The following is a 26,168-nucleotide window of genomic DNA, read 5'->3' on the forward strand; positions in this document are numbered from 1 at the left end:
CTTGGCAATCCATGAAGACGCTTTTTCTGCAAGCCCCTTCGTTTGACGGTTTCGATGGCGGCGCGGGCTCGCGCTACCAGGCCAAACGCGAGATCAAGAGTTTCTGGTATCCCACCTGGCTCGCCCAGCCTGCGGCGCTCGTACCCGGTTCGCGCGTGCTGGATGCGCCAGTGGAAGAGTTGTCGGTGGAAGCAACGCTGGACATCGCCGCCGAATACGACCTGGTGATCATCCACACCAGCACGCCATCGTTTCCCACCGATGCGAAATTCGCCGAGCTGATCAAGCAGCGCCGCGGCGACATCCTGATCGGCATGGTGGGCGCCAAGGTGGCCGTGGAGCCTGATGCATCGTTGCTGGCCTCGCCCGCGATCGATTTCGTGGCGCGTGAGGAGTTTGACTACACCTGCAAGGAAGTGGCCGAAGGCCGCGCCTTCAAGGACATCGCCGGCATCAGTTACAAACTGATCGACGGCAGCGTGCAGCACAACCCGTCGCGCGCCACCATCGAGCAGATGGACGACCTGCCCTTCGTGGCTCCCATCTACAAGCGCGACCTGAAGATAGACCGTTACTTCATCGGCTATCTGCTGCATCCCTACGTGTCGATCTACACCGGCCGCGGCTGCCGGTCGAAATGCACGTTCTGCCTGTGGCCGCAGACGGTGGGCGGCCATCGCTACCGCGTGCGCTCCGCTGCCAACGTGCTGACCGAGGCAAAGTGGATCAAGGAGAACATGCCGGAAGTGCGTGAGCTGATGTTCGACGACGACACCTTCACCGACAGCTCCAACATGGATCGCGTGCACGAGATCGCGCGCGGCCTGCACGCCATGGGCTGGACCTGGAGCTGCAACGCTAAGGCGAACGTGCCGTACGAGTCGCTGAAGATCATGAAGGAAAACGGCCTGCGCCTGCTGCTGGTGGGTTATGAGTCGGGCGACGACCAGATCCTGCACAACATCAAGAAGGGCTTGCGCACGGATATCGCGCGCACCTTCACGGAGAACTGCCGCAAGCTGGGTATCACCGTGCATGGCACCTTCATCCTGGGCCTGCCGGGCGAAACCAAGGAAACCATTGCGCGCACCATCGCATACGCCAAGGAGATCAATCCGCACACCATCCAGGTGTCGCTGGCTGCGCCTTACCCGGGCACGACGCTGTACAAGCAGGCCATCGAAAACGGCTGGCTGGAACACAACACCGCCGCCAATACGGTCAACGACAAGGGCGTGCAGCTGGCCATGATCAGCTACCCTCACCTGTCCAAAGAAGAAATCTTCCACGGCGTGGAAACCTTCTACCGCAGCTTCTATTTCCGCCCGTCCAAGATCTGGGAGATCGTGAAGGAAATGGCCGGCAGCTGGGAGATGACCAAGAGGCGATTGCGCGAAGGCGTGGAGTTCTTCCGCTTCCTGCACGCGCACGAGGCATGACGGCGCGACCCGTGCGTTACCGATGACCGAAGCACCCGCATCCGCGCGCCCACGACTGATCGTGACGGCCGATGATTTCGGCCTGCACCCTGCGGTCAATCACGCCGTGGAACGCGGATTCCGGGAAGGCGTGCTGCGTGCTGCCAGCCTGATGGTGACGGCACCCGCCGTCGCCGATGCGGTGGCCCGCGCCAAGCGCCTGCCCGGCCTCGCGGTGGGTTTGCATCTGGTGCTTGCCGACGGGCTGTCGGCCCTGCCGCCGTCGCAGATTCCCGAACTGGTCGACGCGCGCGGACGCTTCGGCGACGATATGGTGCGCGACGGCTTTCGGTTTTTCTTTCTGCCCTATGTGCGACGGCAGCTTGAAGCAGAGATCCGCGCGCAGTTCGAGGCGTTTGCCGCGACGGGCTTGCCGCTCGATCACGTCAACGCACACAAGCACTTCCATCTTCATCCGACGGTACTTTCCTTGATCCTTTCCATTGGCCGCGAGCACGGCTTGCGCGCGGTACGCTGGCCGGCCGAACCCGGCTCCGGTCCCTGGCTCAAACCCTGGCTGGCGCTGATGCGCTTCCGTTTGCGCCGCGCCGGCATGCAATCGAACGACCATGTGTTCGGCATCCGCCAAACCGGCGCGATGGACGAACAGGCGTTGCTGGATGTGCTGCAGCGGCTGCCTCGCGGCCTGAGCGAGCTTTACCTGCATCCGGCCACGCACGGCGAACTGACGCCCACCATGGCGAACTATCGCCACGCCGACGAACTGGCCGCACTGCTGTCGCCGCGCGTGCGGCGCGCCGTGGCCGAACACTGCCAGCTTTGCAATGGCTTCAGCGATCCGGCGGCGGCATGAAATATTTCGTTTATCTCGCCGGCGTGCTCGGCCTGGTGGCCGCCATCATCCTGGTAACGCACCAGAACTGGTCGGCCATCGAGGACGCCTTCGACCATGCCGGCTGGGCCCTGCTGTGGCTGCTGCCGTTCCACGCACTGCCCTTGTTGCTGGACGTGTTCGGCTGGCGCGCCCTGATCGCTCCCAGCGATCCGCACGGACGCGCCCGCGTGCCGTTCCTGTTCTGGGCCGCCACGGTGCGCGAAGCCTGCAATCGACTGCTACCCGTAGCCAACGTGGGCGGCGAAATCGTCGGCATCCGGCTGGTCAAATGGCGCGGCCTGGAAGGCGCACCGGTGGCTGCGAGCGTGATCATCGAGGTGTTGCTGACCCTGGTGAGTCAATACATCTTCGTGGCCCTGGGCCTGTTGCTGCTGATCGGCATGGCGGGCCATATCGGCACGCTCAATTCGGTGATCTGGGCGGTGATCGCCACGCTGCCGCTGCCGATCGGGCTGGTCTGGTTATTCCGTCACGGGCAGGTCTTTTCACGACTGGAGGCCTTTGCGGAAAAGCTGCTTGGCGGGCCCTCGCGCTTCACCGAGCTGCTCGACGGCGCCCGCCTGGACGACGAAGTGCGCAAGCTGTACGGCAAGCCCGCACGCCTCACGATCGCTTGCGCCTGGCAAGTCGCAGGCTTCGTGGTGGGCAGCTTCGAAAGCTGGCTGGCGCTGTATCTGCTGGGCTATCCCATTTCCGTATGGGACGCGATTGCCATCGAGGCGACCACCCAGGCGGTGCGTCACATTATTTTTTTCGTGCCCGCCGGACTGGGCGTGCAGGAAGGCGGCCTGGTGCTGTTCGGCAATATCATCGGGCTGCCCGCGGATGCTGCGATCGCCTTGTCGCTGGTGAAACGTGCGCGTGAGGTAGGCTTTGGCGTGCCTGCGCTATTGTCGTGGCAGTGGGCGGAAGCACACCGCCTGCACCGCCGCTGGCTGTCGCGCCGCAAGCCATCACTGGCCGATGCACCAGACCGGAAGTTGTCGTAACACCACGAGGTGAAACCGTGTCCCATGACGCCGTAGCCGCCGCCGACCACAGCATGCGCCACTGGGCTGGCAATGAGCCGGGACACATCAAGATCGGCTCCGATGCCCACAAGCGGCTGTTCTGCCGGATGATCCTGGACACGCACAACCCGTATAAGCCGGCCGTGATCGAATGGCCGGCGCTGGATGCGGACACCTTGCATCGCATCACCTCGCTGCCGATCTGGGACATCGCCGTGCAGACCGAGGGCAAGGCCAAGCTGCGCGTGGCGACCTATACCAACACCATCGCCGATCCGCTGCTGCATGAAGCGTTGACCATGGATGGCGACGAGGAAGCGCGCCACAAGGTGGTGTTGAGCAAGATGGTGGCAGCCTACGGCATCACGCTGGCGCCCGAACCCGAGTACGAGGTACCGAAAGATCCCGAATGGGGCTGGCTGGTCACCGGCTACAGCGAATGCATCGACAGTTTTTTCGCCTTCGGCCTGTTCGAGTCGGCCAAGCGCACCGGTTATTTTCCGGCCGAACTGGTGGATACGTTCGAACCGGTGATGCAGGAAGAGGCGCGCCATATCCTGTTCTTCGCCAACTGGGTGGCGTGGTATCGCAAGCAGTTGCCGTGGTGGCGGCGCCCGGCGTTCGAGCTGAAAGTGCTGCGGGTGTGGCTGTTCCTGATCTGGGAACGCATCGGCATCGCCAAGGGCCTGGACAACAACGGCGAGATGCAGGACGCCAACTTCACCATCACCGGTCATCAGCAGATTGGACTGGACCTGAAGATCGGCGAGTTGCTTGACATGTGCCTGGCGCAGGACAGTTTCCGCATGGGCGGCTACGACGAGCGCCTGCTGCGGCCCACGTTCGTGCCGCGCATGGCGCGCCTGGCACGCCGCTTCCTGCGCTGAGTCCCTCCCTTGTAGGAGCGCACCCTGTGCGCGAACGCATCGCGCTAGCGATGCAGACTGAACCAGGCCACCGCATCTTCCAGCGCCAGTCGCACCGGCCCTGCCGCATAACCCAGCGCCCGCTCCGCCTTGGCACTGCTGAAGTACATGCGCTTGCGCGACATGCGCACCTCTTCCACGGTGGCGATCGGCGGCTTGCCCGTCATGCGCGCCCAGGCCTCTGCCATGTACGCCACCGGCATCACCGCGCCATGCGGCAGGCGCCAGCGCGGCGGCGTGCCGCCCACGATCTCGGCAATCTCGAACAACAGCTCGCGCAGACTCATGTCCGCGCCGCCCAGGATGTAGCGCTCGCCCACCACGCCGTGCTTGAACGCCAGCCAGTGTCCGTCGGCGACATCGTCCACATGCACGACGTTGAGCCCGGTATCCACATAGGCCGGCATGCGACCGGTCATCGCGTCGCGCACGACGCGCCCGGTGGGCGTGGGCTTGATGTCGCGCGGTCCGATCGGGGTGGAGGGATTGACGATGACTACCGGCAGGCCTTCGGCGGCGAAACCGGCGACGACTTGCTCGGCAAGAAACTTCGAGCGCTTGTAGTGACCGAGCATATCGGCCAGCGATACCGGCGTGGTTTCACTGCCAGGCGTACCGTCCCTGGGAATGCCCAGCGTCGCCACGCTGCTGGTATAGATCACCCGCGGCACACCGGCCTGCCGCGCCGCCTCGAGCAAGGCGCGCGTACCTTCGACATTGGTCTGATAAAGCTCCTGCGGATGCGGCGCCCACAGCCGGTAATCGGCAGCGACATGGAACAAGGCATCGCAGTCGTCGCAAATCCTTGCCAGCGAGGTCGCGTTGGTCAGATCGCCTTCGACGATCTCCACGTCCAGGCCCTGCAGGTTGCGCCGGTCGGAACCGGCGCGGGCCAACACGCGCACATGATGATCCTCGCGCAGCAGCCGCCGCACCACGGCGGAGCCGACGAATCCGGTGGCGCCAGTAACTAGCGACCGCACGGAAGCAATACCAAGGTATACACGACCATCGCCAGCCTGGACCCTGGACACATAAGGCAGTCGTTCCCTGAACTCGGGGAGGAGTGGGAGGTCATTATGTACGAACGACGCAGACATCGGCGCGTGCGGCCACGGTAGTCGCATCGGCGCCACCGGCACCAGTGCCTGTCCGGTCGACGTCCGCTTTCCCCAGGCTTTCAAAGCGTATCCACGCGTCTCTACGAATCGATGACATTCGCTTTGATCAGATGGGCGGCGTCTCTCACAGACAGGGTGATACCATGCCGATGTCGCTGGATTCTCTGTATGTGAATACTAAGAAGGCCGAGGCATGCCCATGTTTGAAGCGAAACACGCCGCTGCGATCGCCCCAAGCAACGCCGGCGCTTACCAGGAAGCCATTCTTCCCAGGGTGTCACGAACCTTTGCCCTGACGATTCCGCAATTGCCACCGGCATTGCGCGACGTCGTGGCCAACGCGTACCTGCTCTGTCGCATCGCCGACACCATCGAAGACGAACCCGCGTTCAGCGCGGAAGAAAAAGGCCGCTACGAAAAAGCCTTCGTCGACGCCGTGACCGGGCGCATGGACGCACGCGAATTCGCCGCCCATATCGCGCCGCGACTTTCCGATGCCACCTCCGAAAGCGAACGCGACTTGATGTTCCGGCTGCCGCTGGTGCTGGAAATCACCGAATCGTTCAATCCTGTCCAGCACGACGCCATCGTCGAATGCCTGCGCGTGATGTCGCAAGGCATGCACGATTTCCAGCGCGTGGTCGGCCTGCAAGGACTGGACACGCAGCGCGACATGGATCGCTACTGCTATCACGTCGCCGGCGTGGTCGGCGAGATGCTGACCAAGCTGCTGATCGATTTCGAACCGGAACTGGTGCCGCAGACACGGACCTTGATGCGCCTGGCCATCTCGTTCGGCCAGGGCCTGCAGATGACCAATATCCTGAAGGACCAGTGGGAAGACCGCAGCCACGGCGTGTGCTGGCTGCCGCACGATGTGTTTGCGCGCCACGGCGTGGAGCTGCAGGACCTGAGTGCCGGCCAGCAGGATGCACACTATGCCGACGCCATGATCGAACTGATCGGCATTGCGCATGCACATCTCTGCCGCGCAGTGGAATACACGCTGATCGTGCCGGCGCGCCACGCCGGTTTCCGGCGCTTCTGCCTGTGGAGCATCGGCCTGGCCGTGCTCACGCTGCGCAATCTGCAAGACAGGCTCGACTTCTCTTCCGGCACCCAGGTAAAGGTGTCGCGTGCCGCCGTCGCGCAAACGATCGGCCTGACGCGCCTGAGCGACAAGTACGATCCGGCCGTGCGCTTCCTGTTCGGCGCGGCGGCGCGCAAGCTGCCGCTCACGCCCCTGGCAGCGGAGTGGGACGTGCCCCAGGCCGGCAACGCCGCCTGGCCGTGGCGACGGACATCGCAGTATAAAAACGCGCGATCGCTATGACGGATTCACCAGCCACCGTCGCCGACCCTGCCCCGCCCAACACGCGTCAACCGACTCTCGATCCCGGCCTTGTCGATCCGGATCGCATCGACCGGGCCATTGATCGGGCGCGACAGGCCCTGATGGCGCGTCAGCGCGCGGACGGTCACTGGTGTTTCGAGTTTGAAACGGACTGCACGATCTCGTCCGAGTACATCCTGATGATGCATTTCATCGACGAGATCGATGAGGTGCTGCAGGAGAAGCTCGCGCGCTACATCCGCCTCAAGCAGCGCCTGGATACCCACGGCGGCTGGCCGCTCTACCACGACGGTGCGCTCGACCTGTCGTGCACGGTGAAGTCGTATTACGCATTGAAGGCGGCAGGCGATTCACCCGACGCGCCGCATATGCGCCGTGCGCGCGAGGCGATCCTCGCCAAGGGTGGCGCAGCAAAAAGCAATGTGTTCACGCGCATCCTGCTCGCCATGTTCGGCCAGGTGCCCTGGCGCGCCGCGCCGTACGTGCCGGTGGAAATCATGCTGTTCCCCCGCTGGGCGCCGTTCCACCTGGACAAGGTGTCGTACTGGGCGCGCAGCACCATGGTGCCGCTGTTCATCCTTTGCACGATGAAGGCGAAGGCCAAGAATCCGCGCCAGGTCGGCATTGCAGAACTGTTCGTGACGCCGCCGGAGCAGGAACGCCACTACTTCGCCACGGGCGGCGGCTTCATCAGCAAAGTGTTCCTGGTGTTGGACAAGCTGGGTCGCGCCTGCGATCCACTGATTCCCGGCAGCCTGCGTCGCCGGGCGGTGCAGCGGGCCGAGCAATGGTTCGTTGCCCGACTCAATGGCGAAGATGGCCTTGGCGCGATCTTTCCGCCCATGGTCAACGCACTCGAAGCGATGGATCTGCTGGGCTATGCGAAAGACCATCCCGCCCGCGCCACTTGTTTGCGTTCACTGCAGAAACTGATCGTGCAGCGCGATGACGGCACGGCGTATTGCCAGCCCTGCGTGTCGCCCGTGTGGGATACCGGCTGGTCAGCCATCGCCTTGCTGCGAGCTTCGCCCGATGATGCGACGCAAGAGGCGGTCACCCGCGCCATGGCATGGTTGGCGCCGTTGCAGGAACTGGAACTCAAGGGCGACTGGGCCGTGCAGGCGCCCGATCTGGCGCCTGGCGGATGGGCTTTCCAGTACGCCAACGCGTACTTTCCCGACCTCGACGACACGGCCGTGATTGCCGCGCTGATGCATGTGGCGGTCCGCGGCACCCCGCGTGAAGGCCAGTATCGCGATCGCATCGAGCGCGCGGCAGACTGGCTGGTCGGCATGCAATCGGACAATGGCGGCTTCGCCTCGTTCGACCGCAACAACACGCACTATCACATCAACGAGATTCCCTTCGCCGATCACGGCGCCATGCTCGATCCGCCCACCGAAGATGTGTCGGGACGCGTGCTGGCCTTGCTGGGCATCCTCAATCGCCCGCAGGACCAGCCCGCCATCGAACGTTGCATCGCCTACCTGCGTGCTGCGCGCCTGCCGGATGGCTCGTACTGGGGGCGCTGGGGCACCAATTACATCTACGGGACCTGGTCGGTGCTGGCCGGCCTCGCGCTCGCAGGCCAGGACATGCAGCAGCCATGGATACGGCAATCGGTCACCTGGCTGCTGTCCAGGCAGCATGCCGACGGCGGCTGGGGCGAAACCAACGACAGCTACTTCGATGCCGCACTGCGTGGCAGCAACGGCGGCGTAAGCACGGCGCACAGCACGGCCTGGGCCTTGCTCGGGCTGTTTGCGGCGGGCGAACACACGTCGGAGGCAGCGCATCGCGGTATTCGCTGGCTGCTGGATCAGCAGCAGGCGCCGGGCGAGCCCGAGGCCGATCTCTGGTATCACCCCAGCTTCAATGCACCGGGATTTCCACGCGTCTTTTTCCTCAAATACCACGGGTACACCGCGTATTTTCCGCTATGGGCACTCAGCCGCTATCGCCAGCTGCTTGCGAACTCACCGCCGACGCCGTGATGCCGGGCTCGGTGGGTATCGTGACAGCGCTTGCTTCGGAGGCGCGCACGCTCACGCGTCGACGGCTGCGTGTGCGCACCGCGCTGGCTCTGGAACATGGCGGCGCGCTGTGGCTCTCAGGCATGGGCCAGGATGCGGCGCGGCAGGCGGCCCTGGGTTTGATCGCGTCGGGCGCGACGGCCCTGGTGTCGTTCGGCGTGGCCGGTGGTCTTGCCCCCGGTTTGCGCAGCGGCACGTTGATCTGCCCGTCCTGCGTGCTCGACGAGCGCAGCCATGATTACCTGCCCGATGCCGCGTGGCGTGCCTCGATCATCCGCCGCCTTGCCGCCACGCAGCTGCCCCGCGTGGATGAAGGCACACTGCTGAGCCTACCCGTTCCGCTGCTCAGCGTGGCGGAAAAAGGCGCGATGCGCGAACGCCACCAGGCCTTGGCCGTCGACATGGAAAGCGCAGCGATTGCCGCGGTGGCCGGCGAGTACCGCATACCCTTCGTCGTGTTGCGAGCCATCGTCGACGAGCGTGACGACAACCTGCCGGTCGAACTGCAAGCTGCGATCGACGCCTGGGGGCGGCCGCGTCCGGCTCGCCTACTCGCGACCTTGCTGCGACACCCGCATCTGTTCGCCGAACTGCCCGGACTGGTCGCGCGCATGGGCAAAGCCACGCGCAGCTTGCGCATGGCGGCCAACGTGGCCGGCATCGAACTGGGACGTAACGTACCCCAGCCCTGTTAATCTCACCCTGTATTCGGATGTCAGGCCTGGCCTCGACGTGCGGCCGGCGGCATCAAAGCCTGGAGGTCCGACCGCGTGTTCAGAGCGATCCACAAAGGCCTGGTCTGGATGGTCGACCGCAGCGGTCGGCATCACTTCATCGTGTTGCTGCTGTCGGCGCTATTGGTCGTACTGAGCCTGTGGGGCGCATCCCGCTATCTGAGCATCGATACCGATGCGGACCATCTGTTTTCGGAGAAGCTGGCGTGGCGCCAGCAGAGCCGCGCCTTCGCACGCCAGTTCCCGCAATTCAGCGACACTCTCACCGCGGTGGTGCGCGCACCCACGCCGGAAGAAGCACGCATTGCAGCTCAAGCACTCAATGCCAAGCTGCAGGCGGACAAGCAACATTTCCACTCCTCCTCGACGCCGGGCATCAGCCCGTTCTTCAATCGCGAAGGGCTCCTGCTGCTGCCGCAGGACGAGCTGGAAAGCACGCTGGACAGCATGCTGCAGGCGCAGCCGCTGCTGGGACCGCTGGCCAAGGACACCTCGGCGCGCGGCCTGTTCAACGGCATCGACCTGATGGTGGAAGGTGTGCGCCGGGGCCTCGCCAACGATCTCTCTTCCTATGACGCCGCGCTCGGCAACGTGGCGCAAACCATGGAGGATGCGCTGGCCGGCAAGCACGCACCCCTCTCATGGCAGGCGCTGTTGACGCCGGACCTGGTGAGCAGCAGCGGTGGGCAGGAGTTCATCCTGATCCATCCGGTGCTCGATCACACCGCACTGGAACCCGGCGACGCAGCGACGCAGGCCATGCTGCGCCTGGCCGACGAGTTGCCCGAAGTGAAATCCGGGCGCGTGCGCATCAACTACACCGGTTCGGTGCCCTTGGCGGACGAGGAGTTTGCATCGCTGACGGATCGCGCCGGCCCCATCGCCATCGGCAGCAGCCTGTTGCTGGTGTTCTGGCTGGTGTTGGCGCTGGGCACCTGGCGCTTGATCGTGCCGGTCATCATCACCTTGATCGTCGGCTTGATCTATACGCTGGGCTTTGCCGCGTTTGCGGTGGGGCGCCTCAACCTGGTGTCAGTGGCATTTGCGGTGCTGTTTGTCGGCCTGGCCGTGGATTTCGGCATCCAGTTTGGCGTGCGCCTGCATGCCCGCCAGTACAGCGATCGAACCTTCGACGACTCGCTGCATGAAACCGCTCACCGCGTGGTCAGCCAGGTGGGTCTTGCGGCACTCGCCACGGCCTGCGGCTTTCTGGCCTTTGCGCCCACCGATTTCACCGGCGTCGCCGAGCTCGGCATCATCGCCGGCGTAGGCATGCTGCTGGCGCTGCTATGCACGCTCACGGTACTGCCCGCCCTGCTGCGCCTGTTGTCGAAGGGCTCGCCCCATGCGGAAGTGGCGCTGCCCGGCGGCGTCGCTGCCGATGGCTGGCTGCAACGCAACCGCAAGGCGGTGCTGGTGACGTTCGGCGTGCTCGGCGCCATCGGCGCCTGGTGTGCCATCACCATACCGTTCGACGCCAATCCGCTGCACACCAAGAGTGCGCGCAGCGAGGCGATGCGCACGCTCACCTCGTTAATGGAAGATCCCAACACCAACCCCTTCACCATGGACATCCTGGTGAAGGACCTGCCAGCTGCCAAGACACTGAGCGAGCGACTGGGCAAGTTGCCGGAGGTGGCGCAAGTGGTGTCCGGCGTCGACTTCGTGCCAACCGGCCAGCAGGACAAGCTCGATCAGCTGCAGCAAGCCTCCGACCTGATGTACGCCGTGCTCAATCCCGGCGAGAAGACCGCGCTGCCCAGTTACGACGAGATGCGCCAGTCGGCCAAGGACACCAGCGAAGGCATCGCCAGCGTGGCCGACAAACTGCCGGCGAATTCGCCGCTGCGACGCATCGGCAAGGCACTCGCCGCCCTGGCCAAGGGCAGCGATCAGCAAATGGCAACGGCCAATCAGGCGCTGACCGAGTTTCTGCCTTACACACTCAACCAGCTGGCCGACTCGCTATCGGCCACGCCCATCACCATGCAGAGCCTGCCGGATGAACTCAAGCGCGACTGGTTCGCCCCGGACGGACGTGTGCGCGTGCAGGTGACGCCCACCGCGAAGGCGCAGAGCACCCTGGGTCTGCGTCGCTTTGTGCAGGCCGTGCAGCAGGTCGCGCCGGACGCGGCGGGTTCCGCTGTGGACACGATCAAGGCCGCCGACACCATTCTGATCGCTTTCCGCGAAGCCGCGATTTACGCCACGCTGGCCATCGCCATCGTGCTGATCCTGGTGCTGCACCGCGCGCGCGACGCCGGCATGGTGCTGGCCACGCTGCTGATGTCGGCCCTGCTCACCGCGCTGCTGGCGCGGCTGTGCGGCATCTCCATCAACTTCGCCAACATCATTGCGCTGCCGCTGCTGCTGGGCGTGGGCGTGTCGTTCAACGTGTACTTCGTGATGAACTGGCGCCAGGGCATGCAGCTGTTCCTGGGCTCGCCCACCGCGCGCGCCATCCTGTTCTCCGCGCTCACCACCGGCACGGCCTTCGGCAGCCTCGCCATCGCCCGCCATCCGGGCACGGCCAGCATGGGTACGGTGCTGCTGCTGAGTCTGCTTGCGGTGTTGCTGTCCACCTTCGCCTTCCTGCCCGCGATGCTCTACTCCGTCGGGCAGTGCAAGCAACCCCTCAGCCAACCATGACCTTGGTTTTCCCATCGCCGGAGTCGATGCATGTTGCCTAGCCGTCGTTTTCTCATCGCTGGACTTGCCCTGCTGTTGAGCGTCAATGCGAGCGCCCACGCCATCCTGGTGGACAGTACGCCCAAGGCGCACGGCAATGTGCCTGCCGGGCATGTGGCGCTCACACTGAGCTACAACAGCAAGATCGACCAGATGCGCTCGCGACTGGTCTTGATCGCACCGGACAAGAGCGAAACGCCGCTCACCATCATCGCCAACGACAGCAAGCCCAATGAACTGGCAGCGGCGGCCGAGGTGAAAGCTGGCGCGTATGTGGTGCGCTGGCAGGCACTGGCACTGGACGGCCACATCACGCGCGGCGACCTGCCGTTTTCCGTGACGGCAACGCCCTGAGGCAGCCCGCCTTTCGCACTGAACCCGCGCACCAGCGCTGACCAACGGACATCCCGTGGCTCTCCTCGTCGATATCTTCGGCTACCTGAGCATCATCCTGCATGGGTTGGTGGTTGTCGCCCAGTCCATGATGCTTGGTGGTTTGCTGTTCCTGGTTTTTCTGCTGCATCCGCTGGCATCGCAACTCGCGCAAGGCGAACAGCTCGAACAACGTGTCGCTCGCCTGGCGCGCTGGAGCGCGTGGGCGCTGCTGCTGTGTGAATTGGCGACGACAGCACTGCAGGTGTCCGTGCTGATGTCCACCGTGGAACTGCCCCTGGGCAATGTCATGCAGGCATCGTTCGCGGTGGCGGCCAGCATCAAGATGCTTTGCGCGCTGGTCATTGCGCTGAGCCTCAGGCCATCCACGCTGACGCAGGCGTATGGGCGATGGCTGCTTATGCTGGTTGGCCTGATCGAGCTTGGTGCCGCCACCATGACCACGCATGCCTATGCGCGCCTGCAAGACAGCGCGCTACTGCTGGTGGTGGAAGGCCTGCATCAGTTCGGCGCGGCGATCTGGATTGGCGCGATTCCCAGCTTTGTGCTCGTGCTAGGGCGGCTGGACGACGCGGAAGGATTGCGACGGATCGGCTCCGGTTTCTCGCGTATGGCCATGCTGGGCGTCGCCTGCATCCTCGTATCCGGCATCACCATGTGGGTGTACTACGTGGGCGATATGCAGGGCTTTTACGGCACGGCCTACGGCGTGATGGTGGGAGCCAAGATCGCCATGTTCATCGGTTTGCTGGGTTTGGGGTTGGGCAATCTTCTGGTGACCGAGCGCCTGCGCAAACGACACGATGCATCGGTGATCCGGCTGCGTCGCTTTGCCGAGGTGGAAATTGGTATCGGCTTCACCATCTTCTTTGCGGCGGCATCGCTGACCTCGGTGCCGCCCGCCGTCGACCTCACGACCGATCGCGTGAGTCTGCACGAGATTGCCGAGCGCAACGCGCCAGCGTGGCCGCGACTGGACTCGCCCGATCACGACATGCTCGCCATCTCGCAACGGCAGGCGCAACTCGACCACGACGCACGACGCGACAACCACGAGGCGGAGGCTGCCACGATCCCCGGCTCGGGCATCCTGCCGCCACGCAATGCCCAGGACATCGCGTGGTCGGAATACAACCATCACTGGGCCGGCATCTTTGTGTGCCTGATCGGATTGCTGGCCCTGCTCGGCAGCGCCGGCGTGCGCTGGGCGCGCCACTGGCCGCTGCTGTTCCTGGCCATGGCCGGCTTTCTGCTGGTGCGTTCGGACCCGGAAGTGTGGCCACTGGGGCAAACCGGCTGGTGGGCCGCGTGGCGCGACGTGGAAGTGGCACAGCACCGCTTCTTCGTCGTGCTTATCGTGCTGTTCGGCACGTTCGAATGGGCCGTGCGCACGGGGCGTTGGAAGAGCGGGCGCGCCGCCCTGGTCTTTCCGCTGCTGGTCGCGGTGGGCGGCGCGATGCTGCTGACCCACAGCCATCAGATTTCCAACGTGAAGGACCAGCTGCTGATCGAATTGACCCACACGCCGCTTGCACTCGCCGGCGTCACCGCCGGCTGGGCACGCTGGCTTGAAATACGCCTGCCTGGACGCGGTGGGCGAATCGCCGGCTATGCCTGGCCGGTGTGTTTCCTGCTGATCGGCGTGATCCTGCTGTGGTACAGCGAGGCCTGATCGCGTCGCTCGCCGTCAACGGATGCGGTGCACGATGGCGTCCGCAAGGCCCAGCAGGTGCGCCGCGCGCTCACCAAGCGGCAGCAAAGCGACACGCGCACGCTCACCCAGCTCCTCAGCCAATGCCCGCGAGGCTTCGAGGCCGAGCAGCGATACATAGGTGGGTTTATGGTCCTGCGCATCTTTGCCAGGCGTCTTGCCCAGCGTCGCCGCATCGGTGGTCACATCGAGTATGTCGTCGACCACCTGAAAGGCGAGACCCACCGCGCGCTGATACTGGTCCAGCGCGGCATGCAGGTCCGGCAACATCGGTGATGGCCCGGTGTGCGCGCCCATGAAGATCGACGCACGCAGCAAGGCGCCGGTCTTGAGTCGATGCATCCGCTCCAGTTGCTCGCGCGCCAATACCTGGCCGACGCTGGCCAGGTCGATCGCCTGTCCGCCGACCATGCCCTGCGAACTGCTCGCGCTCGCCAGCTCCTTCAGCAGCGCGACTTTCTGAGCGGCCGTCGCCGGAAGCTCGCCGATCACAGCGAACGCCTGCGCCTGCAGACCATCGCCCACGAGTACGGCCATCGCCTCGCCGTAGCGCACATGCACGGTGGGCAGGCCGCGGCGCAGCAAGTCGTTGTCCATCGCCGGCAGGTCGTCGTGCACCAGCGAGTAGGCGTGAATCATCTCGATCGCGCTTGCGGCGCCATCGAGCGTTGCCGGTTCGGCGTCCACCAACTCACCCGCGGCATGGCACAACAGTGCGCGCAACCGCTTGCCGCCGCCCAGCGTGGCATAACGCATGGCCTCGTGCAGCGTTGCAGGCTCGACATCGGACGCAGGCAGATATCGCTCCAGCGCCTGCTCGGTGCGTTGCACGATTCGCGGCATCCACCGTTCCAACGGTTCCACGCCCGTGGGCGCATGAGGTGTGGCAGGCCAAAGTTGAACAGCTTCACTCACGGGTACGTCTCCACATCACATCAATGAATCGCCACGACCGCGGACGCCGCCGGCAGCTGCGCCACGAACTGCCGCGCGGTGGCGCGGGCAAGCTCGTCGCCGGCGAGGATGTCTTCCAACGACGCGAAAGGCGCGAGCGCCGGCAGTTGCTGCAGCGCCCGCTCGATCACGCAAGCAATATCGGTAAAGCGGATCTGCCCATGCAGGAACGCATCGACAGCGATCTCGTTGGCGGCATTGAGCGTGACGCTGGCAGTGCAACCGTCACGCAGCACCTGCAGGCCAAGTCGAAGACACGGGAATCGCTCCAGATCGGGCACCTGAAAACTCAAGTTGGCCATGCGCGTGAGATCCAGCGCGGCCACGCCCGAATCGATGCGCTCGGGATAGGCCATGGCATGGGCAATCGGCGTGCGCATATCCGGATTGCCAAGCTGCGCCAGCACCGACTGGTCCGCATACGCCACCATCGAATGAATCACGCTCTGCGGATGGATCAGCACCTCGATGCGCTCGGGTGGCATATCGAACAGCCAGCGCGCCTCGATGACTTCCAGCCCCTTGTTCATCATGGTGGCCGAATCGACCGAAATCTTGCGCCCCATCACCCAGTTGGGATGCTTGCACGCCTGGTCGGGGGTGACGTCGTCGAGTGTGTCGAGTTCGCGCTGCAGAAACGGGCCGCCAGACGCGGTGAGGATGATGCGCTCCGCACCGCCGCCCGCGCACACGTTGGTGCTCAGGCACTGGAAGATCGCGTTGTGTTCGCTGTCCAGCGGCAACAGCGTGGCGCCGTGCTGCGCCACGGTGCGCATGAACAGCGCGCCGGACATCACCAGCGCTTCCTTGTTGGCCAGCAGGATCTTTTTTCCCGCACGCGCTGCCGCCAGCGATGAGGCCAGGCCGGCCCCACCCACGATGGCCGCCACCACGGTGTCGCAGGCGGACGCGCTGGCAACATCAATCAACGCCTGCGGTCCGTACGCTACCGTGGTGGAGAGACGTGCGGCTCGCAGTTTCTGTTCGAGTTCCGCGGCGCCGTCGGCATCACCGACCACGGCCACCTCGGGAAGAAACGCCACGCATTGCTCGAACAGGCGATCGATGCGCTGGTGAGCGGTCAGCGCGAACACACGGAAGCGATCCGGATGGCGCGCCGCCACGTCCAGCGTACTGGTACCGATAGAGCCGGTGGAACCGAGGATGGCCAGGCGCTGCCTACTCATCACTGGATCTCCCGCGCGACCGCTGGCTGGGCGCATTCACCATCATCACGAACGCGCCTCTCGCGCCACGCTGCAACTGGGCTTGACCGACAACACCTTGTCGGCAAAACGCTGGATGGACGCACGGATGCCTTCCGCATCCAGCCCGTAGTGATTGAGCAGGCCCGCCGGGTCGCCGTGCTCGATGAATTCATCGGGCAGGCCCAGGCGCAGCATGGGCACACTGATGCCGGCATCGGACAGAAACTCCAGGCAGGCCGAACCGGCGCCGCCCTGCACGCAGCCCTCTTCCACCGTCACCAGTGCGTCGTGCGATTGCGCCAGTTGGCGTATCAGAGCCTCGTCCAGCGGCTTGACGAAACGCATATTGGCGACCGTCGCGTCCAGCGCTTCGGCGGCGGCGAGGCTGGGCGGAAGCATCGAACCAAACGCCAGGATCGCCACGCGAGAGCCTGCCGCGAGTGCCGTGTGGCGACGCACTTCGCCCTTGCCGATCGGCAGCACCGTCATCTCGGTTTCGATCGCGACACCCGGACCGGTACCACGCGGATAGCGGACCGCCGCCGGTCCATCGTGATTGACCGCCGTATGCAGCATCTGGCGGCATTCGTTTTCATCGGAGGCGGCCATCACCACCATGTTCGGAATGCAACGCAGATACGCCAGATCGAACGCACCCATATGCGTGGCGCCATCGGCGCCGACGATGCCCGCACGGTCGATGGCAAACGTCACGGGCAGGTTCTGCAGCGCCACGTCGTGGATCAACTGGTCGTAGCCGCGCTGCAAGAACGTGGAATAAATCGCAACCACCGGCCGCAGGCCTTCGGTGGCGAGGCCCGCGGCAAACGTCACCGCGTGCTGCTCGGCGATCGCCACATCGAAATAGCGATCGGGAAAGCGCTTCTCGAACTCCACCAACCCCGAGCCTTCGCGCATGGCCGGCGTGATGCCGACGATGCGCGGATCCAGCGCCGCCTCGTCGCACAGCCACTCGGAGAACACCTGCGTATAACTCTTGCGCGCGGCCTTGGCCCCCGACACCAGGCCTACCTTGGGATCGAACTTGCCCGGACCGTGGTACTGGATTGGATCGGCCTCGGCCAGCTTGTAGCCATGACCCTTCTGCGTGATCACATGCAGGAACTGCGGGCCACGCAGCTTCTTGAGGTTCTGCAGCGCGGGGATCAGCACATCCAGATCGTGCCCGTCGATGGGGCCGGTGTAGTTGAAACCGAACTCCTCGAACAAGGGAGCCGGCACGACCATGCCCTTCATCTGCGACTCGAGCCGCAAGGCCAGATGGCTGATCGGTGGAATCGGTCGCAATGCGTAATGCACGCCCTGCCGCGCCTGTTGATAGAAGCGGCTGGAAATCAGCCGACCGAAGCAATAGCGCAAGGCGCCGACCGGTGGCGAGATCGACATGTCGTTGTCGTTGAGCACCACCAGCAGTGGCGAGTCTTCTGACACGCCCGCATTGTTCATCGCCTCGAACGCCATGCCGGCGCTGAGCGCGCCATCGCCGATCACCGCAATGCTGTGGCGCTGCTCGCCGAGGATGCGCGCCGCGTGCGCCATGCCCAGCGCCGCGGAGATCGAGGTACTGGAATGCGCCGTGCCAAACGTGTCGTATTCAGACTCGCTGCGCCGCGGAAAACCGGAGATGCCGCCCCATTGCCGGATGCCGCCCATGGCCTCGCGACGGCCGGTAAGGATCTTGTGCGGATAGGACTGGTGCCCGACATCCCACACCAGTCGATCGCTGGGTGTGTCGAACACATAGTGCAGCGCGATGGTGAGCTCCACGCTGCCCAGGTTGGAGGACAGATGTCCGCCGGTGCGCGACACGCTTTCCAGGATGAAAGCGCGCAACTCGCCGGCCAGCCGGTGTAGCGCCGGCATGTCCAGCTCGCGCAATTGCGCCGGTGAATCGATAGTGCGTAGCAAATCGTACACGACGGACTCTCCTCGGGGCTGCCGGAGTCTCTATCTGGACGTTTCAGTACTTATGCCTGCCGTGGCTACTTCCGACAACAACACCGCATCAACAACCCACGGAGCGATGCCGCGATCCCGAACGCCATGCGCCGGGTCGCCAACTTCGCCATCTTGCCTCCTGCCCGCCTGCATTCACCTTTCGACGAAGGCACGCTCGATCACGTAATCGCCCGGCTCCCGCGTGCGCGGCGAAGCCTGGAAACCGCGACCATCCAACAACGCGCTGGTGTCATCCAGCATCGCCTGACTGCCGCACAGCATCACCCGGTCGGTCACCGGGTTGGGCGGCGGCAGGCCGGCAAAATCGCTCATGCGTTCATCCACGATCGCATCGGTAAGACGCCCGCGATGGCGAAATGGTTCACGCGTGACGCTGGGGTAATACACCAGCTTTTCGCGCACCAGATCGCCCAGATACGTGTGCGACGGCAGCTCCTGCTCCAGATACTGGGCGAACACCAGGTCGCTGATGCGGCGCACGCCATGCGCCAGCACGACGCGGTCGAAGCGCTCATAGGTTTCCGGATCGCGCACGATGCTGAGGAACGGCGCCAGGCCCGTGCCCGTGCCTAGCAGGTACAAATGCTTGCCCGGCTTCAGATCGTTCAGCACCAGCGTGCCGGTGGGCTTGCGGCTGACCATGATGGGATCGCCTGGCTTGAGGTGTTGCAGCCGCGAGGTGAGCGGCCCATCGGACACCTTGATGCTGACGAATTCCAGGTGTTCCTCGTAGTTGGCGCTGGCGATGGAATACGCCCGCAGCAGCGGCTTGCCCTCCACTTCCAGGCCAAGCATCACGAAGTGACCGCTATCGAATCGAAAACCAGGGTCTCGCGTCGTACGAAAACTGAAAAGGCTGTCGTTCCAGTGATGAACTTCGATCACATACTCCGTCGCCAATGCCACCATCACAGCCACCGTTGCCAAGTGAATAGATGCATGCACGCGACCAGACGATTCGACACGCGAGACGGATCTGGCTGTCGAATCGCTGGACCGTCAGTGTCTTGTTACAAGTTTCTGGCGGTGGAAGTCAATCCTGCTTAGTGATGCTTTTTGATAGTCGCGCGATTCATGAAAAACATCGGCACGTATCGATGAATAATCACAAGACAATCACAACACGCCTGTTACGGGCCGCGTGGTTTTGCGCGAACGCAAACGCCTGTTCACGCGCTCGCATCGGAGGCTTGCCGTGCACCCTCCGTAGCGCGATTTGAGTCGCGCTTCGCGCCATGAGCAATGAATCGCCGCGGGGCCCTTGCAACGGCCGCGCATGCCACCACTTCAGGCCGGTTTGCAGGCTCCAAGCATGGCAAGAATGAGCACCCAGGCCGCAGTCTCATAGTCAAGCTCAATGAGCCTGATGCCAACAATCAATTAGACCTATGAAGTCAAACCCCGTAACCTTGCCACTCATCCCACCACAACCAACGGAAAACAACCGATGTCGTTGATCAATACCGAAATCAAGCCGTTCAAGGCACAGGCCTATAAGAATGGCCAGTTTGTCGAAGTGACCGATGCCACGCTGAAGGGCAAGTGGTCCGTGGTGGTGTTCTATCCCGCCGACTTCACCTTCGTCTGCCCGACGGAGCTGGAAGATCTGGCCGATCACAATGATCAGTTCCAGAAGCTGGGCGTCGACATCTACGCCGTTTCGACCGACACCCACTTCGCCCACAAGGCTTGGCACGACACGTCCGACGCGATCAAGAAGGTGCAGTACACCATGATCGGCGATCCGACCGGCGCGATCACCCGCAACTTCGACGTGATGATCGAAGAAGAAGGCCTCGCTCTGCGCGGCACCTTCCTGATCAACCCGGAAGGCCAGATCAAGCTGTGCGAAATCCACGACAACGGCATCGGCCGCTCGGCCTCCGAGCTGCTGCGCAAGGTCAAGGCCGCGCAGTACGTCGCCGCCCACCCGGGTGAAGTGTGCCCGGCCAAGTGGCAGGAAGGCGACAAGACGCTGAAGCCGTCGCTGAGCCTGGTTGGCAAGATCTAAGTACAACAACGTCCTGTCTTGCGGCCCGCTGCATCGGGCCGCCTTGGACCCGGCACCCCGCCGGGTCCTTTTTCCCAAGTTCCAAGACGCACGCAACGCCCGGCAACGACCGCGGTGCTAGCGGCGCTCACCCCGAATAAAGGATGGAGTCACCATGTTGGATGCCGATCTGAAGTCCCAGCTGCAGGCCTACCTCGAGAACCTCGTTCATCCGATCGAGCTGGTCGCATCGCTTGATCAAGGTGAATCCTCGCAGGAGCTCAAGGCGCTGCTGGAAGACATCGCTCCGCTGTCGAGCAAGATCACGCTGCGCCTGGATGGCAGCGACGCGCGCAAGCCGTCGTTCGCGATCAACCGCACCGGCACCGACGTGGGCGTACGCTTCGCCGGCATCCCGATGGGCCATGAGTTCACCTCGCTGGTGCTCGCCCTGCTGCAGGTCGGCGGCCATCCGTCCAAGGCCTCGCAGGAAGTCATCGAACAGGTGCGCAACCTCGACGGTCAGTACCGCTTCGAAACCTTCATGTCGCTCTCCTGCCACAGCTGCCCGGACACCGTGCAGGCGCTGAACCTGATGAGCGTGCTCAATCCCAACATCTCGCATGTGGCGATTGACGGCGCGCTGTTCCAGGACGAAGTGAACGAGCGCCAGGTGATGGCCGTCCCCACCGTCTACCTCAATGGTGAATTCTTCGACACCGGCCGCATGGAGATCGAGCAGATCGCCGCGCGCCTGGATACCAATGCGCATGCACGCACCGCCGAACGCCTGACCAACAAGGCGCCGTTTGACGTGCTCGTGGTCGGCGGCGGTCCGGCCGGCGCCGCTGCAGCCATCTACGCCGCTCGCAAGGGCATCCGCACCGGCGTCGCCGCCGAGCGTTTCGGCGGCCAGGTGCTGGACACCATGGCGATCGAGAACTTTATCTCCGTGCCGTATACCGAAGGCCCGAAGCTGGCCGCGTCGCTCGAGCAGCACGTGCACGAATACGACGTGGACGTGATGAACCTGCAGCGCGCCGAGCAGCTGATCCCGTCCACCACCGAAGGCGGCCTGCATCAGGTGCGGCTCGCCAACGGCGCCCTGCTCAAGGCAAAGACGGTGATCCTCTCCACCGGTGCCCGCTGGCGCAATATGAACGTGCCGGGCGAGCAGGATTACCGCAACAAGGGCGTCACCTATTGCCCGCATTGCGATGGCCCGTTGTTCAAGGGCAAGCGCGTGGCAGTGATTGGCGGCGGCAACTCGGGCGTAGAAGCAGCGATCGACCTGGCCGGCATCGTCGGTCACGTGACCCTGCTCGAATTCGACAGCAAGCTGCGTGCGGATGAAGTCCTGCAGCGCAAACTGCGCAGCCTGCCCAACGTCGACATCATCGTCAGCGCGCAGACCACCGAAGTAGCCGGCGATGGCCAGAAGGTAACGGGCCTCAACTACACCGACCGCTCCAGCGGGCAGTCTCACTCGGTGGCATTGGAAGGCGTGTTCGTACAGATCGGCCTGCTGCCCAATACCGACTGGCTGAAGGGCACGATCCAGTTGTCACCGCGCAACGAAATCGAAGTGGACGCCCGCGGCGAGACCTCGGTGCCCGGCGTGTTCGCTGCCGGCGACGTCACCACGGTGCCGTACAAGCAGATCGTGATCGCCATGGGCGAAGGCTCCAAGGCCTCGCTGAGCGCCTTCGATTACCTGATCCGCCTGCCAGTGGAAGAGGTCGAGAAAGAAACCGTCGCTGCCTGACGAAAGCTGTTCCAACGCCCGGTCCCGTGCTGCCGATCCCCCTCCCGGCGCACAGGGCCGGGCTTTTTTTTGGCCGTCCGTTTGCGGCGAGCATACCCGCAGCCCAGTCATGGCGCGGCTTATAACCCTGCGTGATGCCGACATGAGAAATGCTCATCTGTCGGAGTCTTTCAATCGCTCAAAGCTCGGGTTTTCATACGCCCACACCCTTCTCCAATGGTGCCAGAAGGCAGCGTGGCGGCGCTGCGCCAGGCTTCGACACGGGCCTGCGTCAGGAGGAATGCGGTCAGCGAGACCGCCTCCTACCACCCTCACCTCTCATCCGCGAACCAGAGACACGCCGCCATGTTCAACGCTCTCCGTCGCTCGAAGATCTCGCTGCTTGCCGCCGCACTTCTGGCCTCCCTGCCGATTGCAGGCCTGCACGCAGCGGAAGCCAGGACGCCACTGACCATCGACGAAGCACTTAAGGCGTCCGCCGAACAGCATCGTCCGGTGCTGGTCGATTTCCAGGCGGTGTGGTGCTACTCCTGCTACTACATGGCGAGCCATGTGTTGAATGGACCCGAATGGGATGCCGTCCAGCGCAAGGCCATCGTGGTCGAAGCCGATGCGGACTCGCCGGACGGACAGACATGGATGAAGAAACTCCATGCGTCCTTCCTGCCCAGCTACGTAGTGCTCGATGAACATGGCAACGAGCTGGGGCGCATTTCGGCGGAGCAGCCGCGCGCGTCGTTCTATCCGAAGATCAACGCCATCCTCGCCACCGGCAACACGCTGGAGGGGCTCAGGCAAAAAGCCACCGAGGGCGCGCCGGGCGATGTCGCCAATGTGCTGGAGGCCTATCAGGCACGCGCCGAAGGCAGTGACGGCCTGAACTGGTTCGCCAGCCTGCCTGCAAGCCAGCAACACAACGCACGCACCAACCCACGCGTTGGCCTGGCGCTCGATCAGCTTGCGCTTGCCAAGGCCCGGGCCGCCGACGACAACGCTGCCGTCATAGCCAACGCGCAGAAGGTGCTCGCGCAGGATATCGGCTGCCAGCGTCCCTACGTGCTTGAGAACCTGCTCGACGCCACCGACAAACGTCCTGCCGCCGAACGCAAGTCGCTGCTCGCCGCGCAACGCAAGCCGCTCGATCAGTACGTCAACACGCAGGTGCTCATTGCCAAGCCGGTCTGTGCAGACCAGCGCAGCGCCGTGCTCACCAGTGCGCAGCTCGATGAAGCGCTCGGCGAGCATGACGCAGCAGCAGCGATTCTCGATCGCGCCATCACCCAGACACGCCAGCGCCTCGGCAACAACCTCGCCAGCGACCGCAACCTGGCCGACAACCTGCGCATCTACCTGCTGCGAGCCAAACGCACCGCCGAACTGGACGACTTCCAGCACAAGCTGATCGCCGCCTACCCCGACGACTACGTCTACGCCTACCGCTATGGCCGCAACCTGGTGGAAACCGGCAAGCCGGCCGAAGCCTTGCCGTATCTCGCCCAGGCCGCCGACAAGGCCTATGGCGCCAACCGTCTCGCCGTGGCCCTGCAACGTGTGAAAGCGCTCAAGGCACTGCATCGCGACGACGAGGCCAACAAAGTGGCCGCCGACGTGCTGGAAACCAATGGCCCCTGGTTCAAGCAGCAGGCCGATGCCCTGAAGGCAGCGCTCAAGGCGTAAACGCGCAAGCACACCGCGTCCCGGCGACGGACGCGGTGTGCTGATCAGCGCGCCATGAACGCGCTGCTATTCGCGCAACTGTTGCAGCAAATGCTCCAGCTCGGCGCGCAGCTGACGGACCTGTGACAAAGCCAGGTCACGCTCACGCACTACTTCGTGATGCACCACGAGCGATACCGCGTGCATCGACAAGGTTTTCTTTCTCGCTCGATAACGACGCGCGCGCTCCGCCGCCGTCAGCGCATTGGGCTTGCGTGGACGGCCACGCGGCCGCTTGAACGCCAAGGGCAACGCAAGCGTGCCCGGATCTCGGGGGTCAACCATGGCACCTCCTCCTTTTTTGCGCGCATTTTACGTGACGTCACGTAAAATGCAAGAAAAATCCTACGAAAAAACAGCAAGAAAGGAGGTCTATTTCATCTGCAGCCGCTGCTTGCGGCTGTCGACGCGAGGGCGCCTCGTGCGTTCACGTGACAAGGAGATTCCTGTCGCTACCGTGCAATCGCGGGCTGCCCGAGGACGCGGCCAGGCGATGCCGGGGCGAGTGAGCCCACCGCGCAGAAGAAGAAGGAAAAGCCGAAGATGGATTCGCTCTATGAGCTGTCATCGCGGGCCATCCGCCGTCTCTATGACGCTCGCATCAGCACGCCGCCCGTGCTGGATATCGATACCTACTTTCCCGATGGACATCGTTTTCGCGATGCATGGGAAGTCATCCGTGGCGAAGCGATGGCGATACTTGAGAGCGCCCAGCCCATTCCACGCTTCCACGAGATCATGCCCACGCAGGCGGACATCTCGGCGAACGACGGTCGTGACTGGCGCATGTTCCTGCTCAAGGTTTACGGACAGGACATCCCATCCAACCAGGCGCACTGCCCGTTGCTGACCCAGCTGCTGACCAGGTGCCCCGATGTGTTGTCGGCCACCCTGTCCTTCCTTGCGCCGCACAAGCACATTCCGCGGCATACCGGACCCTTCCGGGGCATCCTGCGTTACCAGCTGAACCTGGAGGCGCCGCTCGGCGTCGATGGCCGCCCCAGCGCCGTACTGTGGCTGGCCGGGGATGAGCATCGCCTGGGCAATGGCGAACACCTGTTATGGGACGACACGTATCCGCACGAGGTGTGGAACCGCAGCGAGCACACGCGGGTGGCGTTGCTGCTGGATGTGCGCCGGACCGACATGCCGCTGGATCTGCGCCTGTTGTCCAGCGCCGTGACCAAGAGCGTGGGCATGGTGGTGCGCTGGCGCGGGTTTTCCTGACCACGCCGGGGGCTGCCATATCCGCCCCGGCTCAGCTCAGCGCGCCATGGCAGCATTGCGGCCGGGCTGTTCGCCCCCATGGAAGGCTACGCCATGCGCACATGGAACAAGACCTGACCTGGGAAGGGGGACGTATGCTCGGCAAAGTGGACGAAATTCGTGAGGTCGACTTCAGCAGGATGGGCACACTGGTCCTCGCCGGCGGCGGCAATCGATGCTGGTGGCAGTCAGGCGCGTTGCGGCATTTGATGGAGCGCGGCATGCGTTTGCCTGCGCAACTGGTCGGCACCAGTGCCGGCGCTGCGGTAGCCGCCTCGTTCCTCGCGCAAGGCGCCGACACGGCACTGCAGACGTGCCTGAGGCTCTATGCCGACAATCCCAGGATTTTCGACTGGTCCGCCCTGCCCAGGCTCAAGCTGAAATTTGCGCACCAGCACGTGTATCCCGCGTGGGTCGATGCGTTCTTGAACGAAGCGACATTCGACACGTTGCGTCAGTCGTCCTCACGCCTGGTCGTGGCCCTTACTCGGCCGGCGCGATTCCTGGGCACAAGGGGATCCGTGGCAGCGGGAACATTGGCCTATCTGGTCGACAAATACCTGTGGAACAGCATTCACCCTCGCCTGCCCAGGGTATTGGGGCTACGCCAGGACTTCATGGTGCTCAACGATTGCTCCGACATCGACACAGCCCAGGCTCTGCTTATCGCAGCCGCGTCCGCGCCACCCATCATGTCCGCGCGCGCGGTCGGGGGCGGGATGGCGATCGATGGCGGTTACACGGATAACGCCCCGATTCCGCTTCAATCGGAAGTGGAGCGATCGAACACACTGGTGATGCTCACCCGTCACTATCCGAAACTGCCGCCGATGTTCAGCTGGCAGGGGCGCAATTATTGGCAGCCCAGTCAACGCATTCCCGTCTCAACCTGGGACTGCACGCCGAAAACGACAGTGCGCGAGGCCTATGATCTGGGGACGCAGGATTCGGTGCATGCCTTGAGTACAGGCTTGCTTCGATAGCT

The 26,168-nt window shown here is 64.0% G+C and carries 21 protein-coding genes; 15 read left to right on the plus strand and 6 right to left on the minus strand.

What is annotated here, in order from left to right:
- The first annotated feature begins 11 nt into the window (after positions 1-11).
- The 4 genes from hpnJ to AB4Y82_RS07670 are packed head-to-tail and all read left to right on the plus strand — an operon-like array spanning position 12 to position 4,231.
- The gene (gene hpnJ / locus AB4Y82_RS07655) at positions 12-1,439 is read left to right on the plus strand and encodes a hopanoid biosynthesis associated radical SAM protein HpnJ (protein WP_441602265.1); all 1,428 of its coding nucleotides are present in this window, start codon (positions 12-14) and stop codon (positions 1,437-1,439) included.
- Between the two features lie 22 nt (positions 1,440-1,461).
- Complete coding sequence (hpnK, locus tag AB4Y82_RS07660; protein WP_441602266.1) at positions 1,462-2,292, plus strand: hopanoid biosynthesis-associated protein HpnK; 831 nt, start codon at positions 1,462-1,464, stop codon at positions 2,290-2,292.
- Positions 2,289-3,323: a lysylphosphatidylglycerol synthase domain-containing protein gene (locus AB4Y82_RS07665; RefSeq protein WP_441602267.1), complete on the plus strand. Its 1,035-nt coding sequence runs from the start codon at positions 2,289-2,291 to the stop codon at positions 3,321-3,323. Before hpnK ends, AB4Y82_RS07665 begins: the two co-directional genes overlap by 4 nt.
- Positions 3,324-3,340: 17 nt before the next feature.
- Positions 3,341-4,231: a ferritin-like domain-containing protein gene (locus AB4Y82_RS07670; RefSeq protein ID WP_441602268.1), complete on the plus strand. Its 891-nt coding sequence runs from the start codon at positions 3,341-3,343 to the stop codon at positions 4,229-4,231.
- Positions 4,232-4,275: 44 nt separating this feature from the next.
- Here AB4Y82_RS07670 and hpnA read toward each other — a convergent pair whose 3' ends face one another.
- Positions 4,276-5,253, minus strand: a complete 978-nt coding sequence (gene hpnA, locus AB4Y82_RS07675; RefSeq protein WP_441602269.1) for a hopanoid-associated sugar epimerase — start codon at positions 5,251-5,253, stop codon at positions 4,276-4,278.
- A 331-nt stretch (positions 5,254-5,584) separates the two neighbouring features.
- On the opposite strand from hpnA, the gene AB4Y82_RS07680 reads away from it, so the two are divergent.
- The 6 genes from AB4Y82_RS07680 to AB4Y82_RS07705 all read left to right on the plus strand — a co-directional run bounded on the left by AB4Y82_RS07680 (position 5,585) and on the right by AB4Y82_RS07705 (position 14,265).
- Positions 5,585-6,724, plus strand: a complete 1,140-nt coding sequence (locus tag AB4Y82_RS07680) for a phytoene/squalene synthase family protein (protein WP_441611205.1) — start codon at positions 5,585-5,587, stop codon at positions 6,722-6,724.
- The gene (gene shc / locus AB4Y82_RS07685) at positions 6,721-8,739 is read left to right on the plus strand and encodes a squalene--hopene cyclase (RefSeq protein ID WP_441602271.1); all 2,019 of its coding nucleotides are present in this window, start codon (positions 6,721-6,723) and stop codon (positions 8,737-8,739) included. Before AB4Y82_RS07680 ends, shc begins: the two co-directional genes overlap by 4 nt.
- A gap of 20 nt (positions 8,740-8,759) precedes the next feature.
- Positions 8,760-9,473, plus strand: coding sequence for a phosphorylase family protein (locus tag AB4Y82_RS07690; RefSeq protein ID WP_441602272.1), 714 nt, complete (start codon positions 8,760-8,762; stop codon positions 9,471-9,473).
- A 75-nt stretch (positions 9,474-9,548) separates the two neighbouring features.
- Complete coding sequence (locus tag AB4Y82_RS07695; protein WP_441602273.1) at positions 9,549-12,161, plus strand: MMPL family transporter; 2,613 nt, start codon at positions 9,549-9,551, stop codon at positions 12,159-12,161.
- Positions 12,162-12,191: 30 nt separating this feature from the next.
- Positions 12,192-12,554, plus strand: a complete 363-nt coding sequence (locus tag AB4Y82_RS07700; protein ID WP_441602274.1) for a copper resistance CopC family protein — start codon at positions 12,192-12,194, stop codon at positions 12,552-12,554.
- Positions 12,555-12,609: 55 nt separating this feature from the next.
- Positions 12,610-14,265 carry a copper resistance D family protein gene (locus AB4Y82_RS07705; protein WP_441602275.1) on the plus strand — a complete coding sequence of 552 codons (1,656 nt, stop codon included), beginning with the start codon at positions 12,610-12,612 and terminating at the stop codon, positions 14,263-14,265.
- Between the two features lie 15 nt (positions 14,266-14,280).
- On the opposite strand, the gene AB4Y82_RS07710 is transcribed toward AB4Y82_RS07705, so the two are convergent.
- The 4 genes from AB4Y82_RS07710 to AB4Y82_RS07725 all read right to left on the minus strand — a co-directional run bounded on the left by AB4Y82_RS07710 (position 14,281) and on the right by AB4Y82_RS07725 (position 19,358).
- The gene (locus AB4Y82_RS07710) at positions 14,281-15,147 is read right to left on the minus strand and encodes a polyprenyl synthetase family protein (protein WP_441602276.1); all 867 of its coding nucleotides are present in this window, start codon (positions 15,145-15,147) and stop codon (positions 14,281-14,283) included.
- Positions 15,148-15,239: 92 nt separating this feature from the next.
- Positions 15,240-16,445, minus strand: coding sequence for a 1-deoxy-D-xylulose-5-phosphate reductoisomerase (gene ispC, locus AB4Y82_RS07715; protein ID WP_441602277.1), 1,206 nt, complete (start codon positions 16,443-16,445; stop codon positions 15,240-15,242).
- Positions 16,446-16,490: 45 nt separating this feature from the next.
- On the minus strand, positions 16,491-18,404 hold the full coding sequence (gene dxs, locus AB4Y82_RS07720; RefSeq protein ID WP_441611206.1) for a 1-deoxy-D-xylulose-5-phosphate synthase: 1,914 nt from the start codon (positions 18,402-18,404) through the stop codon (positions 16,491-16,493).
- Between the two features lie 174 nt (positions 18,405-18,578).
- The gene (locus AB4Y82_RS07725; RefSeq protein ID WP_441611224.1) at positions 18,579-19,358 is read right to left on the minus strand and encodes a ferredoxin--NADP reductase; all 780 of its coding nucleotides are present in this window, start codon (positions 19,356-19,358) and stop codon (positions 18,579-18,581) included.
- A gap of 535 nt (positions 19,359-19,893) precedes the next feature.
- Here AB4Y82_RS07725 and ahpC point away from each other — a divergent pair.
- The 3 genes from ahpC to AB4Y82_RS07740 all read left to right on the plus strand — a co-directional run bounded on the left by ahpC (position 19,894) and on the right by AB4Y82_RS07740 (position 23,878).
- Entirely contained in the window at positions 19,894-20,457 is a 564-nt protein-coding gene (ahpC, locus tag AB4Y82_RS07730) for an alkyl hydroperoxide reductase subunit C (protein ID WP_441602279.1), read from the plus strand.
- Positions 20,458-20,611: 154 nt separating this feature from the next.
- Positions 20,612-22,201: an alkyl hydroperoxide reductase subunit F gene (gene ahpF / locus AB4Y82_RS07735; RefSeq protein WP_441602280.1), complete on the plus strand. Its 1,590-nt coding sequence runs from the start codon at positions 20,612-20,614 to the stop codon at positions 22,199-22,201.
- Positions 22,202-22,546: 345 nt separating this feature from the next.
- Entirely contained in the window at positions 22,547-23,878 is a 1,332-nt protein-coding gene (locus tag AB4Y82_RS07740; protein ID WP_441602281.1) for a thioredoxin family protein, read from the plus strand.
- A gap of 66 nt (positions 23,879-23,944) precedes the next feature.
- On the opposite strand, the gene AB4Y82_RS07745 is transcribed toward AB4Y82_RS07740, so the two are convergent.
- Positions 23,945-24,202: a hypothetical protein gene (locus AB4Y82_RS07745; protein WP_046970820.1), complete on the minus strand. Its 258-nt coding sequence runs from the start codon at positions 24,200-24,202 to the stop codon at positions 23,945-23,947.
- A gap of 258 nt (positions 24,203-24,460) precedes the next feature.
- Here AB4Y82_RS07745 and AB4Y82_RS07750 point away from each other — a divergent pair, with 258 nt between their 5' ends.
- Positions 24,461-25,144, plus strand: a complete 684-nt coding sequence (locus tag AB4Y82_RS07750; protein WP_441602282.1) for an aspartyl/asparaginyl beta-hydroxylase domain-containing protein — start codon at positions 24,461-24,463, stop codon at positions 25,142-25,144.
- A 101-nt stretch (positions 25,145-25,245) separates the two neighbouring features.
- A complete protein-coding gene (locus AB4Y82_RS07755; RefSeq protein ID WP_441602283.1) occupies positions 25,246-26,166 on the plus strand; it encodes a patatin-like phospholipase family protein in 921 nt (306 codons plus the stop codon).
- The last annotated feature ends 2 nt before the right edge of the window (positions 26,167-26,168 follow it).

This window comes from Dyella sp. 2YAF14 (genome assembly GCF_052114725.1).
Classification (GTDB): Bacteria; Pseudomonadota; Gammaproteobacteria; order Xanthomonadales; family Rhodanobacteraceae; genus Dyella.

Coding starts and splice junctions, on each gene's coding strand:
- AB4Y82_RS07700 (WP_441602274.1), top strand. CDS start 12,192: ATGTTGCCTAGCCGTCGTTTTCTCATCGCTGGACTTGCCCTGCTGTTG.
- AB4Y82_RS07750 (WP_441602282.1), top strand. CDS start 24,461: ATGGATTCGCTCTATGAGCTGTCATCGCGGGCCATCCGCCGTCTCTAT.
- shc (WP_441602271.1), top strand. CDS start 6,721: ATGACGGATTCACCAGCCACCGTCGCCGACCCTGCCCCGCCCAACACG.
- ahpF (WP_441602280.1), top strand. CDS start 20,612: ATGTTGGATGCCGATCTGAAGTCCCAGCTGCAGGCCTACCTCGAGAAC.
- hpnJ (WP_441602265.1), top strand. CDS start 12: ATGAAGACGCTTTTTCTGCAAGCCCCTTCGTTTGACGGTTTCGATGGC.
- AB4Y82_RS07740 (WP_441602281.1), top strand. CDS start 22,547: ATGTTCAACGCTCTCCGTCGCTCGAAGATCTCGCTGCTTGCCGCCGCA.
- hpnK (WP_441602266.1), top strand. CDS start 1,462: ATGACCGAAGCACCCGCATCCGCGCGCCCACGACTGATCGTGACGGCC.
- AB4Y82_RS07710 (WP_441602276.1), bottom strand. CDS start 15,147: ATGCCGCGAATCGTGCAACGCACCGAGCAGGCGCTGGAGCGATATCTG.
- AB4Y82_RS07755 (WP_441602283.1), top strand. CDS start 25,246: ATGGAACAAGACCTGACCTGGGAAGGGGGACGTATGCTCGGCAAAGTG.
- AB4Y82_RS07665 (WP_441602267.1), top strand. CDS start 2,289: ATGAAATATTTCGTTTATCTCGCCGGCGTGCTCGGCCTGGTGGCCGCC.
- AB4Y82_RS07745 (WP_046970820.1), bottom strand. CDS start 24,202: ATGGTTGACCCCCGAGATCCGGGCACGCTTGCGTTGCCCTTGGCGTTC.
- AB4Y82_RS07680 (WP_441611205.1), top strand. CDS start 5,585: ATGCCCATGTTTGAAGCGAAACACGCCGCTGCGATCGCCCCAAGCAAC.
- ispC (WP_441602277.1), bottom strand. CDS start 16,445: ATGAGTAGGCAGCGCCTGGCCATCCTCGGTTCCACCGGCTCTATCGGT.
- ahpC (WP_441602279.1), top strand. CDS start 19,894: ATGTCGTTGATCAATACCGAAATCAAGCCGTTCAAGGCACAGGCCTAT.